Genomic DNA, 12,639 nt, shown 5'->3' with positions numbered 1-12,639 from the left:
TTATGGGCATGCAGCACGATGTAGAGACGCAATATTTTGCGTCTCGTCGTTGAACGGAAGGTCGTTTTAAACAACTTCAGCAACGACGAGACGCAAAATATTGCGTCTCTACATTGTTCGCCAAAACCTCTTAAGCCTTGCGCTGCCCCGGTCGGCCGCGCAGCACGTGCCCAATGGAGCGCAGAAACGGCCAGGGCGTCACGGAGTTCATCACCTGCAGATTGGCCAGGGCCGAAGTCCGCTCGTCCAGGAAGTCGAAGATGCGCTCCACCGGGTTGTGGCGGAATAGCTCGGTGAAGATGTCGCGGGTGGTTTCGCCGCGCCGCTGCATGATATCCAGCAGCAACGCATCAAACATCCCAAACTGCCACCGGTCGCCGGTGAGGTTGCGCGGGGGCTGGCCGGTGGCCGCCAGCGCCGCTACCAGCCGCGCCGAGTGCTCTTGGATGCGTTTGAAGGCGTAGCCAGTGCTGGGCTTGGCCCGCCCGGCCCGCGTGCCCAGGTTGATGATGTTCGGCCCCGCCGACGCAGGCATGGGGTGGTCGGTCATCGGGATGGCGCCAATCTCCACGGCCTCAATCCGGAAATCCGTGACGCCGAGCTGCTCCAGATAGGTGCGCATGGCGTGCTCGTACTCCGCCTGCGGCAGCACCTGCGCCGAAAACAGCGTGTACTCTACCAGCGCCCGCCGCTTGCTGAACGGCAGCACGTAGATGAAGCGCGCCTCGTGGTGCTGCTCCCTCCGAAAGTCCATGAACTCCTGCGTTTCCGGGTCGAAAACATCCTTCTCTGTTTCCACCTCCCACCCTACGAAGTGCTGCAGCAGGTAGCGGTACTTCTGCGGCTGCGGCTCCAGTTGCGGCGGGCGGCTGTCGAAGGCATAGCGGGCGGTGTGCGTGCCGGCAGAGCCAGTGGCCAGTACGCCTTGGGCCGTGTTGGCCAGCGTGTCCACGGTGGCCTGCATTAGCGTGAACTGCTCCGGCCGGGCCGCCAGCGCCGCCCGCACGAACCGGTAAAAGTCCAGCCCCCGAATCATCTTGTAGCGGTGACGCTTCAACGGAAACACCTGCTCGAACCCGGGGCTGCGGAACGCCAGTTGCGTCCATTCGTGCGCCACAATGCCGTCGAACAGCATAGGCGTATCGGTCCAGAACGACCAGGTTCGGTCGTTCTGGTCTTTGGCCTCGGGCTCCAGCAGCAGTACCCGCTTGCCCGCCAGGCGCGGCTCCTGGCTGATGTGGTAGGCCAAACTCAGCCCCGCTGCCCCGCCGCCCACAATCAGGTAGTCGAAGTCACGGGTTGACACGGATTCGTCGGATTTCACAGGGGCAGACACGGAAGAAGCAGGCTATGGGTGCGTGATGCGGGCACTAAAGAACAACGAAAAAGCCGCTTCGTTGGAAGCGGCTTCTCCTTACGTGCATCCGGCCGGGGCATCAGACTGCCCAAAACGAATCCGGGCAATCCGATAAATCCGGCTAAATCCGTGATTTAGAAGTTCGGCGACAGCAGGTACTTGCTGTAGAAGTCGTCGATGATTTTCACGGCCGACTCGGCGTCGTCTACCAGCTGCACCAGGTTCATGTCCTCGGGCGAGATGTTGTGCTCGTCTTCCAGCATCACCTGCTGAATCCAGTCGAACATGCCCTGCCAGTACTTGGTACCCACCAGCACGATGGGGAAGCGGCCGATTTTCTTGGTCTGAATCAGGGTAATGGCCTCAAACAGCTCATCCAGCGTCCCGAAACCGCCCGGCATACCGATGAAGCCCTGGGCGTATTTCACGAACATCACCTTCCGCACAAAGAAGTAGTCGAAGTTGATGATTTTGTCGGGGTCGATGTAGATGTTGTTGAACTGCTCGAACGGCAGCTCAATGTTGAGGCCTACCGAACGGCCGCCCTCCGAGTGGGCGCCCTTGTTGCCGGCCTCCATGATGCCGGGGCCGCCGCCCGTGATAACGCCGTAGCCGTGGCGCACCAGCTTGGCCGCAATTTCCTCGGCCATCTTGTAGTACGGGTTGTCGGCCTTGGTGCGGGCCGAACCGAAGATGGACACGCAGGGGCCGATTTTGGACATCTTCTCGAAGCCCTCCACGAACTCGGCCATCACCTTGAAGATCTGCCAGGAGTCGGCAATCTTGATTTCGTTCCAGTCCTTGTCGACGAAGGCGCGACGGATGCGCTGCTCGTCGTCTACCTGCACCGTCCGCTCGCCGTGGGTCTGCTCGCGTATATCACTGATTGTCTTAACCTTATTGTCGTTTACGTTGGGCTGCATGATAGTCTGCCCGCTCCCGGCGTTCAACACTTCATCGGCCACTTTGGTGCGGCTGGTCTTCTTAAGCTTGGTCATAATCTGGTACGCTACTTACCATTGGCGGCCGGCAACGCGCCGGGGGCCAAAAAGGAGAAATGGGGGAATTTGAAAAAAAGAAAGCCGCCCCGCGAGAACGGGGCGACCAAAAGTACGGACGGGCAAGTTAACGATTTGTTAACACTAAATAGCTATATCATTACGAAATGGCGACAGGTACGTACTGCGGCCGCTTTCGTCTGACGCGCTACTTGCTCCGGATGGCAATCACGGGGTCGAGGTTGGCGGCCAGCACGGCCGGAATGATGCCGGCCAGCATGCCAATCACCACCGACACGGTGAGGCCCAGCGTGATGTTCCAGGCCGAGAGCGTGAGCGGCATGGCATCCTGAGGAATGAGTGTAATCAGCCACACCAGGAAGATGCCGGCCGCGCCGCCTAACAGGCACAGAAACACGGCCTCAAACAGAAACTGGAACAGGATAAAGTAGTTCTTAGCCCCCAGCGACTTCTGGATGCCGATGATGTTGGTGCGCTCCTTCACCGACACAAACATGATGTTGGCAATGCCGAAGCCGCCCACTACCATAGCAAAGCCCCCAATCACCCAGCCGGCCAGCCCGATGACGGAAAAGAGCTTGCCCACCATGTTTGTCAGCATTTCGGGGCGGTTGAGGGCGAAGTTGTCTTCCTCGCGGGGCTTTAGGGTGCGGATGTTGCGCAGCAGGCCCTTCATTTCGTACTCCAGGTCGAGCAGGCCGGTGTCTTCCTCGCGGCCCTTCACGGCAATGGTGGGCGTCACGCCCGTAAAGCCGTTGGTGCTCAAAGCAAACATCTTGGTGAACGACCCGAACGGGATGATGCAGTTGGTGTCGTTGCTGGGCGTGTCGATGATCTTCTTGCCTTCCTTCTTTACCACCCCGATGATGGTGAACGACAGCCCTTTGGCCTTGAACTGCTTGCCCAGCGCCGAGCCGTTCGGAAAGAGGTTGGTGGCAATATCGGCCCCCACGATGGCCACGTTGCGGGCGGCATCAATCTCCTGCTGCGTGAAGTAGCGCCCCTCCGCAATCGGCAGGTCCGACACGGTGCGGTACTCAAACGAAACGCCCATCAGCGCACAGCCTTCCATGCTGTTGGAGCCCATGCGCAGGGTGTTGCCGCCGGTGGCGGCGTACAGGGCCACGCCCTTCTGGTTGTCGGAGAGCATGCGCTGCAGCTCGCGGAACTCGCGCACGGTGGGCGCTGGCCGCTGGAAGTAGCGCCACCACGGGTAGTCGGGCTGGTCGAAGGTCCAGGGCATCTTCATCACGTAAATCACCTTGTCGCCGACGAAGCTCATGCTCTGGCGCACGTTGGCTTCCAGCGAATCGACGACGGTGAGCACGGCAATGATGGCGAAAATGCCCACCGTGACGCCCAGCAGCGAAAGTATCGTGCGCAGGAGGTTCGCTTTGAGGGCTTGCCACGCGAAGCGGAAGCTTTCCAGAGTCAGGCGCAGGGCTTTCATCTACTTGATGGTTAAATGGCTGAATTGCTTAATGGCTAAACGGTACAGTTGTTCTGGTGCTGGCGAACAATTAACCATTTAGCCATTAAGCAATTCAGCCATTAGCGTGATTTCGCCCGAAAAGTACCGATTAATCCGGCAAATCTATGTACTTTCGCCGGCTCAAATTTTCGTTAGCTTCCCCAGCTATTGCCCTTCCTGACCCTATGAAGCTCACCGAATTCAAATTCGAACTACCCGAGGCCCTGCTTGCCCAGCACCCGGCCAAGAACCGTGACGAATCGCGCCTGATGGTGCTGCACCGCAGCACGGGCAAGATCGAGCACCGTGTGTTCAAGGATATCATTGAGTATTTCGGCGAAGGCGACGTATTCGTGGTCAACGACACCAAGGTGTTCCCGGCCCGGCTCTACGGCAACAAGGAGAAGACCGGCGCCAAGATCGAAGTATTCCTGCTGCGCGAGCTGAACAAGGAAATTCACCTCTGGGACGTGCTGGTAGACCCGGCCCGCAAAATCCGCGTTGGCAACAAGCTGTACTTCGATGAGGAAGGCGAAGTGGTAGCCGAAGTAATCGACAACACCACCTCCCGCGGCCGCACCATCAAGTTCCTGTTTGATGGCACCGACGAGGAGTTCTACAAAGCCCTGCACAACCTCGGCGAAACGCCGCTGCCCCGCGAGAGCATCACCCGCGAAGCCGAGCCCGCCGATAAGGAGCGCTACCAGACCATCTACGCCAAGAACACCGGCGCCGTGGCCGCGCCTTCGGCCGGCCTGCACTTCACCCGCGAGGTACTGAAGCGCCTGGAAATCAAAGGCGTGGAAGTAGCACCCGTGACGCTGCACGTGGGCCTGGGCACCTTCCGCCCCGTAGACGTGGAAGACCTGACCAAGCACAAGATGGACTCCGAGAACTTCATCGTGCCCGGCTCGACGGCCGTGGTGGTGAACAAGGCGCTGGATGCCAAGAAGCGCGTGTGCGCCGTGGGCACCACCTCCATGCGCGCCATGGAGTCGTCGGTGTCGGCTAACCTGCGCCTGAAGGCCAACGAGGGCTGGACAGACCGGTTCATCTTCCCGCCGTACGATTTCAAAATCGCCAACTGCCTGCTCACCAACTTCCACACCCCGGAAAGCACGCTGATGATGATGGCCTCGGCCTTCGCCGGCCACGAGTTGCTGATTGAGGCGTACAAGCTGGCTATCAAGGAGAAATATAAGTTCTTCAGCTACGGCGACGCCATGCTGATTCTGTAGGCTGCACCTGGCAGACGTAAGCGGCCCGAAATAAGGCTCCGCTTCTTCTTGCCACAAGGCCCGGCTACCTTTGGTGGCCGGGCCTTTGCATTGGCTGGCTTCTCAACTTCAACTTCTGATTTCTCATGTCTACAGACAGATTCGCCATTCTGGTAGCGGGCGGCAGCGGCTCGCGCATGGGCACCGAGCAGCCCAAGCAGTTTCTGCCGCTGCTGGGCGAGCCGGTGCTGCTGCACACGCTGCGCCGCTTTGCCCATGCTGCGCTGGGCGTGCGCCGGCTGATTGTGGTGCTGCCCGCCGAGCAGGTGGCTACCTGGCAGGCGCTGTGCGCGGAGCACGCGCACGTGCCGCCGCACGAGCTGACCACCGGCGGCACTACGCGCTGGGCGTCGGTGAAGCGCGGCCTGGCGCTGCTGGACAACGAAGCCACCGGCACCGTGGCCGTGCACGACGGCGTGCGGCCCCTCACGCCCAACCGGGTGATAGAAGCCACCTTCGAGGCGGCCTACAACCACGGCGCGGCCGTGGCGGCGGTAGTGCCCAAGGACTCGGTGCGCAACCTGAGCCAGCAGGGCTCCTACGCCCTGAACCGGGCCCGCCTGCGGCTGGTGCAGACGCCGCAGTGCTTTGAACTGGGGCTGCTGCGCCGCGCCTACCAGCTGCCCGAGCTAAGTACGTTCACCGACGACGCCAGCGTGGTGGAAGACCTGCACGCCATCCAACTCGTGGAAGGCGACTACCGCAACCTCAAAATCACGACGCCCGAGGACATGCTGCTGGCCGAGGTGCTACTGCGCACGCAGCAGGCGTAGGACGCTTACTTCAGCTTACAACGAAATGGCCGCTCTGCAGGTGCAGAGCGGCCATTTCGTTGTTTGAGCCGGATTCTAGCGCCCGCCCAGGCGGATGGTGCGCGTGCGGCCGTTGCAGGTCACGGACGCAATATTGTCGCAGGCCTGGGTGCCGGTGGGGTCGTAGTTGAGGAGCAGGCTTTTGCCGCGCGAATTCTCGATATTGACGGTGCCGGCCGTGAAGAACCGGGCGCAGCCGGGCGTGAACACCTTGAGTAGCGGCTGCTGGATGGTGACTGAGTACTGCACGCGGTTGCGGTTGGTGCCGCTGGCGCTGCCCGTCACCGAGTACTGGTCGTCGAGGATGGTGCGGGTGGCCTGACCGGCGAGGCGGGTGTAGACGCGCTGCGAAGTCCAGGAGTGCGTGCCATCCGACTTGATAACGCTGGCGTTCTGCACGTCGAGCGAGTAGGAACCGTCGCCGAGGTTGCGGATGACGCGGGTGCCGGTGTGCTGGTTGTCGTTGCGGAAATAGTCGACCAGCGTGATGGTGACGGTGGAGCCCTGCTGGCGGAACGGCCCAGCGAAGACGGCTACGATTTTGCCGCGGTGCGCCACGCCGTTGGGGCTAATGCAGTTGGTGGTGCCGAAGTCGAGGGTGAGGGTGCGGGTGGCGGGGTCCCAGGTGCGGGTGGCGCAGCCGGAAAGCACACGGGCCAGGTCGGCAGGCTCGGCTACGGCGCCGTTTGGCAGGCTGGCATCGGCGGGGGCGGCGGCTTCTACCAAGTCGTTGAGGCTGCCGGTTTCGTCTTCGGCGGCGCCGGAGTCTTCGGCCGATACCACGCTTTCGGGGGCGGCCGGGTCGTTATCTTTAGAGCAGGAAGCAGTGCCGAGCAGGAGGACGCCGCCGGTGAGGGCAGCCAGGCTGAGAGAACGGAAAGTGGCTTTCATGGGAACGAAGGGCTTGAGGAGAAGACGAAGTAAAGACGTTGGCGTATGGTGAAATTCCCGGGGTTTCGTTGCTTGGAAGCACAACGCGCTATATAGTTTAACGGCATTGCGGAACTTTTTTTCAGCAGCCTCATTCAGGCCCATTCCCAACCACGGACGCAGCCGGCCGTATAGCTTAGCAAACTTCCGTCCTGCCCTTCAATCCTCTGATAATATGCGTTTTTCCTTTGCGCCCTGTGCGGCGGCAGTTCTGCTCGCGCTCAGTGCCTGCAACACCGAAAGCACGAAAGACCCCGTAGCGGAGGTCATCTTCCAGAACGAAAAAAGCATCGGCGACGCCAACGTAACCGAGCGGCAGAAGCAGGACGCGGAGTTTGTGGTGACGGCCGCCAGCCGCTCGATGCTGGACATGGAAATCAGCCAGATTGCCCAACGCAAAGCCACTTCGCCCGATGTGAAATATCTGGCGCAGACGATAGCCGGCCAGCATGGCACGATGCAGGCCGCGCTCACGCAGCTGGCCAACAACAAAGGCCTGGTGCTGCCCAAAGGCCTGGGAGCCGACCAAGCCAAGCAGGTAGGCGAGCTGACAGCCCTCAACGGCCCGGCCTTCGACCGCAAATACGTGGAGCTACTGAAAGAAGTGCATAAAGCCAGCATCGACGACTTCGACGACATGAGCGACGACGCCTACGACGGCGACATCCGCACCTTTGCCGCTTCCCATCTTCCAACCCTCAAAAACCACCTGGAAGCCACTGAGAAAATGGCCGACCAGCTCCCTAAATAAATTCCCTTTCCCTTGTATTCCTAACTAAGTCAACTGCTTATGAAAACGCGCTTTTTTTCTTTTGCCCTGTTAGCCGCCGCTCTGTCCTTCAGCAGCTGTGGCGAAAAACGTACCGACGGCACCGCTGGCGAGGCCGTATCGAACATGGATGAGGCTGCTGCCAATGGGGGTGTTGAAGCCGACGCCACCGTAATCGACAATAATGCCGGACCTACCGTAACGGCTAACGCTGATTCGGCCATGGCCGCCGACTCGGCCACCATGCCCAAGCCATAAGCTTGCCTGTAGGCCGTCAGGCTATTGCGAAGGCCCGGTTCTGCGTTGTGGCAGACCGGGCCTTTGTTTTTCAACCAGCTGAGCAGTAGCAACCTCGCCTGAAAACATGTCGTTTACCTTCGGCAAACAGCTACTGCAACTTTCTTCACCGGAAGGCAGGCTTGGCCTGCTCCCAACCAAAACCCTTTCCCATGAAACGTATCCTGCTGAATATGGCCGCCGCTGCCGTGTTGCTCTCCGCCGCCGCCTGCTCCAATGAGCGCCACGCCGATGAAATGGTGAAGGGCGAATCGGTGGCCGGCGCCGACACGATGGGCGTAGCCTCGGAGCCATCCATGAACACTGCTCCGCCTGACACGGCCCCGGCCCCGGACACCGCTGCCGCCCCCAACTAAGGCCTCCGCCACACGCGCCACAAGCCACTACTTTGGCTGGTCCCAGTTCCCGGCCGATACTGCCGAAACGCAACAGAAGATGTTTCGACAGTGGACCTTACTGCATCTGCTCATCAGAAGCTGCCACCCAATGGGCCGGCAGCTTTTTTTGTGCATTTGCTACAGGCATCTGCTACTTTAGCCTGCTCTTCACCTCCCTTTACCCTCTTTCATGGACGGCAACGAAAAGGCCCAGCACAACCGCGACGCATTTCAGCTGGAACGCGTGATTCTGTTCACCGACGCGGTGTTTGCCATTGCCATTACGCTGCTGGCCATCGAAATCAAGGTGCCGGAACTGCACGAGCGCACGGAACACGCGGCCCTGAGCGGGCTGCTGCACCTGACGGCCAAGTTCATCGGGTTCTTCCTGAGCTTCTTCATCATTGCGGTGTACTGGCTGGCTCACCACCGCATTTTCCGGTTTGTGCGCCACACCACGCCCAAGCTGCTGTGGCTGAACATGCTGTTTCTGCTCAGCATCGTGCTCATGCCCTTCACCACGGCCTTTCAGAGCGAATACGGGATGCTGAGTACGCCGTGGGTGCTGTACGCCCTCAACATTATGCTTTCGGGCGTGCTCCAGACGCTGCTGCAGCGCTACCTGCGCAACCCCGCCAGCCACCTGGTAGCCCCTCACGAGCAGCAGCACCCCGACCTCGACCCCGTGCGGCCGCTGTTGTCGCCGGCAGTGTTCCTCTTCTCGGCGCTAGTAGCGTTGCTGCCGGCGGTACATCCGTCGCTGTTGCGGCTGCTGCCGCTGCTGCTGTTTCCGGTGTTTATGCTGTATCAGCGCCGCTACCGGCGGCTGATGCAGGCCTACGAGGCCGCGCACTCGCCACGGCCACACCACGCCTGAAAACGCCAAACGGCCGGCTCCCAAGCGGGAGCCGGCCGTTTTCTTTAGTAGGCAGTAGCTACGCCTCGGCGTACTTGCTGAGCTTCAGCTCCTCAGCCAGGAAGCGGCTGGTGTGGCCTTTGCCGGACTTGGCCACCTGCTCGGGCGTGCCCTGGGCCACAATGGTGCCGCCCGCCCCGCCGCCTTCCGGCCCGATGTCGATGAGATGGTCAGCTACCTTGATCAGGTCGAGGTTGTGCTCGATGATGAGGACGGTGTTGCCTTTATCAGCGAGCTTGTGCAGGACTACGGAAAGGTGGTTGATGTCCTCGAAGTGCAGGCCGGTGGTGGGCTCGTCGAGGATGTAGAACGTCTTGCCGGTGTCCTTTTTGCTGAGCTCGGTGGCCAGCTTCACGCGCTGGGCCTCGCCGCCCGACAGCGTGGTGGCCTGCTGGCCCAAGGTAAGGTAGCCCAGTCCTACTTCGTTCAACGTCTGAATCTTGCGCAGGATGCGGGGCTGGAACTCGAAGAACTCCACGGCCTTTTCCACGGTCATGTCCAGCACGTCGGTGATGCTCTTGCCTTTGAAGCGCACTTCCAGCGTTTCGCGGTTGTAGCGGCGGCCTTTGCAGGTTTCGCAGGGCACGTGCACGTCGGGCAGGAAGTTCATTTCGATGGTGCGCATGCCAGCCCCCTCACAGGTTTCGCAGCGCCCGCCCTTCACGTTGAAGGAGAAGCGGCCCGGCCCGTAGCCCCGGATTTTGGCCTCAGGCAGGTTGGCAAACAGCTGGCGGATTTCGGTGAACACGCCGGTGTAGGTGGCCGGGTTGGAGCGCGGCGTGCGCCCAATCGGCGACTGGTCAACCTCAATCACCTTATCAATGAACTCCAGCCCCTCAATCTTATCATACGCCAGCGGCTCGCGCTTGGCGTTGAAGAAGTGCTGGTTGAGGATGGGGTACAGCGTGTCGTGGATGAGCGAGGATTTGCCGGAGCCCGACACGCCCGTCACGGCAATGAGCTTGCCCAATGGAAACTTGGCCGTTACGTTTTTCAGGTTGTGGCCTTTGGCCCCGCGCAGCACCAGCTCATTGCCTTCACCGGCCCGCTTTTTCTTGCGCAACTCGATGTGCTTTTGCCCGCTGAGGTACTGCGAGGTGAGCGAGCCGCTGGTGAAGATTTCGGAAGGCGTGCCCTGGGCCACAATCTGGCCGCCGTGGATGCCGGCGCCGGGGCCGATGTCGAGCACGTGGTCGGCGTGCAGGATCATGTCCTTGTCGTGCTCCACCACAATCACCGAGTTGCCCAGGTCGCGCAGATGCTGCAGGGCCTTGATGAGCCGCTCGTTGTCGCGCTGGTGCAGGCCGATGCTGGGTTCGTCCATGATGTAGAGCACGCCCACCAGCTGGGTCCCGATCTGGGTGGCCAGGCGGATGCGCTGCGACTCGCCGCCCGAGAGCGTGCGCACCGAGCGGTGCAGGTTCAGGTAGTCGAGGCCCACTTCCAGCAGGAAGCCGATACGCTTGCGGATTTCCTTCAGCAGCTCCCGCGCAATCAGGTTCTGGCGCTCCGAGAGGCGGTCTTCCAAGCCCTCAAACCACGCGGCCAGCTCGCTCAGGTCCATTACCGAAAGCTGCCCGATGTGGTGGTCGGCAATCTTGAAGTGCAACGACTCCTTTTTGAGGCGGTAGCCGTGACACTCGGGGCACTCCTTGGCCTGGGTATACTGCTGAATCCACTCCCGGATGTTGTCGGATTCCGACTCCATCTGGCGGCGCAAAAACGGGATGATGCCCTCGAACGGCTCGGTATAGTTGGCCTTTTTGGGGTCGGCGTCCTCGTCCTCGGGCACGCCATAGAGCAGCCGCTCCACCAAGTCGGCGGGCAGCTTTTCAATGGGCGTGCTGAGGCTGGCTTTGTGCTTTTTCAGGATGAGGCCCAGCTGCTGGAAAATCCAGATGTCCCGGTACTCGCCCAAGGGCGCAATACCGCCGCGACTGATGCTGAGCTTCTTGTCGGGCATCACCGTTTCTTCGGTGATTTCCTGCACCTCGCCCAGGCCGTTGCAGGTGGGGCAGGCGCCGTAGGGCGAGTTGAAGCTGAACGTGTTGGGGGCCGGATCATCATAGGCAATGCCGGTGGCCGGGTCCATCAGGAAGCGGGAGAAGAACTGGGTGTTGTCCTTCTTCTTGTCGGCGTCGAGCACCAGCATGGTGCCTTTGCCTTGGGTGAGGGCGTTCTGCACCGAGCCGGAGAGGCGGAACCGGTCTTCCTCCTTCACCACCAGTCGGTCGATGACGATTTCGATGTCGTGGATTTTGTAGCGGTCCACCTGCATCTTGGGCGTGAGGTCAAGCAGCTCGCCATCGACGCGCACTTTGGTGAAGCCCAGCTTAGCCACCTGCTGGAACAGCTCGCGGTAATGGCCTTTGCGGCCCTTCACCACGGGAGCCAGCACCACCATTTTGCGGCCGTCGTACTCTTTCAGGATGTAGTTGATGATCTGGTCGTCGCTCTGCCGGATCATCTTCTGGCCCGTGGCGTAGCTGAACGCCTCGGCGGTGCGGGCGTAGAGCAGGCGCAGGAAGTCATAAATCTCGGTGATGGTGCCGACGGTGGAGCGGGGGTTGCGCGAAGTGGTTTTCTGCTCGATGCTGATAACCGGCGACAGACCCTCAATCTTGTCCACGTCGGGCCGCTCCAGCCCGCCCATGAAGCTGCGGGCGTAGGCCGAAAACGTTTCCATGTAGCGGCGCTGGCCCTCGGCGTAGATGGTATCAAACGCCAACGACGACTTGCCCGAGCCCGAAATGCCGGTAAACACCACCAGCCTCCCGCGCGGAATCTTCACGGATACGTTCTTGAGATTGTGCTCCCGGGCTCCGTACACTTCAATATAGGGCGCTTCTAGGTCGGCGGGGCCCAGCAGCTGGCCCTGGATGCGGGCCTGGTTTTCCAGCACGGCCTCGCTCACCTGCTCCTGGCGCGGCACGGCCTGCACGGCGGCGGTGCTATGCTCAGTGGCATTGTCGGCAACGGCTGACTTGAGCGCTTTAGCTTCTTTGGGGGCCTTGGTGGGTTTGGCTTTCAGCTCAGCCGTAGTTGCCGTGGGTTTCGCCGCCTTGGCCGAACGGGCAGGTTTGGGAGCCGCGGCCGGTTTGGGGGCAGCGAGGGAAGAAACAGAAGCGGCGGTTGATTTTTTGGCCATGCAGCAGCGAAGCGAATAATTCTGCAAAAGTACGTAAAACACGCCCGGCAGGCTACCCTCAATAGTTTATTTGCCAGCAGTTTTAGCGCTATTGGCTGGAAAGGGGCCGCCCGGTCGGAATGGGGTAGACGGTGTATAACACGGCGGGCTGCTGAAATGTCCCGCCGCACACTAAAGTTGTTGCCGGGGCGGCCGGCCGGCGGCGTTGCGCCCCGGCCGGATTTGGCGTTGTTCTTGCGTAAGCTCCGGCACATTCCTTTTTTGCA

11 protein-coding genes are annotated in these 12,639 nt (G+C 60.9%); 6 read left to right on the top strand and 5 right to left on the bottom strand.

The annotated features are described in order from the left end of the window. Positions 1–130: 130 nt before the first annotated feature. The 3 genes from O9Z63_RS18295 to O9Z63_RS18285 all read right to left on the bottom strand — a co-directional run bounded on the left by O9Z63_RS18295 (position 131) and on the right by O9Z63_RS18285 (position 3,826). Entirely contained in the window at positions 131–1,324 is a 1,194-nt protein-coding gene (locus tag O9Z63_RS18295) for a lycopene cyclase family protein (RefSeq protein ID WP_270126824.1), read from the bottom strand. Between the two features lie 167 nt (positions 1,325–1,491). Beyond that, positions 1,492–2,355 carry an LOG family protein gene (locus O9Z63_RS18290; RefSeq protein ID WP_156109080.1) on the bottom strand — a complete coding sequence of 288 codons (864 nt, stop codon included), beginning with the start codon at positions 2,353–2,355 and terminating at the stop codon, positions 1,492–1,494. Positions 2,356–2,563: 208 nt separating this feature from the next. Then, positions 2,564–3,826 (bottom strand): ABC transporter permease, encoded by a 1,263-nt coding sequence (locus O9Z63_RS18285; RefSeq protein WP_270126822.1) that lies wholly within the window; start codon positions 3,824–3,826, stop codon positions 2,564–2,566. Between the two features lie 206 nt (positions 3,827–4,032). On the opposite strand from O9Z63_RS18285, the gene queA reads away from it, so the two are divergent. Further along, positions 4,033–5,085, top strand: coding sequence for a tRNA preQ1(34) S-adenosylmethionine ribosyltransferase-isomerase QueA (gene queA / locus O9Z63_RS18280; RefSeq protein ID WP_044014836.1), 1,053 nt, complete (start codon positions 4,033–4,035; stop codon positions 5,083–5,085). Between the two features lie 125 nt (positions 5,086–5,210). After that, entirely contained in the window at positions 5,211–5,897 is a 687-nt protein-coding gene (locus O9Z63_RS18275; protein WP_270126820.1) for a 2-C-methyl-D-erythritol 4-phosphate cytidylyltransferase, read from the top strand. A gap of 75 nt (positions 5,898–5,972) precedes the next feature. Here the strand turns inward: O9Z63_RS18275 and O9Z63_RS18270 are convergent, their stop codons facing one another. Beyond that, entirely contained in the window at positions 5,973–6,827 is an 855-nt protein-coding gene (locus tag O9Z63_RS18270) for a hypothetical protein (RefSeq protein ID WP_270126819.1), read from the bottom strand. 214 nt (positions 6,828–7,041) lie between these two features. On the opposite strand from O9Z63_RS18270, the gene O9Z63_RS18265 reads away from it, so the two are divergent. The 4 genes from O9Z63_RS18265 (at position 7,042) to O9Z63_RS18250 (ending at position 9,186) form a co-directional block, all read left to right on the top strand. Further along, a complete protein-coding gene (locus O9Z63_RS18265; protein ID WP_270126818.1) occupies positions 7,042–7,617 on the top strand; it encodes a DUF4142 domain-containing protein in 576 nt (191 codons plus the stop codon). Positions 7,618–7,656: 39 nt separating this feature from the next. Beyond that, positions 7,657–7,893 carry a hypothetical protein gene (locus O9Z63_RS18260; RefSeq protein ID WP_270126817.1) on the top strand — a complete coding sequence of 79 codons (237 nt, stop codon included), beginning with the start codon at positions 7,657–7,659 and terminating at the stop codon, positions 7,891–7,893. Between the two features lie 191 nt (positions 7,894–8,084). Then, positions 8,085–8,288, top strand: a complete 204-nt coding sequence (locus tag O9Z63_RS18255) for a hypothetical protein (protein WP_270126816.1) — start codon at positions 8,085–8,087, stop codon at positions 8,286–8,288. A gap of 211 nt (positions 8,289–8,499) precedes the next feature. Then, positions 8,500–9,186 (top strand): TMEM175 family protein, encoded by a 687-nt coding sequence (locus O9Z63_RS18250; protein WP_270126815.1) that lies wholly within the window; start codon positions 8,500–8,502, stop codon positions 9,184–9,186. A 58-nt stretch (positions 9,187–9,244) separates the two neighbouring features. On the opposite strand, the gene uvrA is transcribed toward O9Z63_RS18250, so the two are convergent. Then, a complete protein-coding gene (gene uvrA / locus O9Z63_RS18245) occupies positions 9,245–12,373 on the bottom strand; it encodes an excinuclease ABC subunit UvrA (protein WP_270126814.1) in 3,129 nt (1,042 codons plus the stop codon). Between the last annotated feature and the right edge of the window lie 266 nt (positions 12,374–12,639).

The sequence above is a fragment of the Hymenobacter yonginensis genome (assembly GCF_027625995.1).
GTDB classification, from domain to species: Bacteria; Bacteroidota; Bacteroidia; order Cytophagales; family Hymenobacteraceae; genus Hymenobacter; species Hymenobacter yonginensis.
The sequence above is the reverse complement of the archived record's forward strand: the minus strand, read 5'-3'. Positions and strand labels throughout refer to the sequence as shown.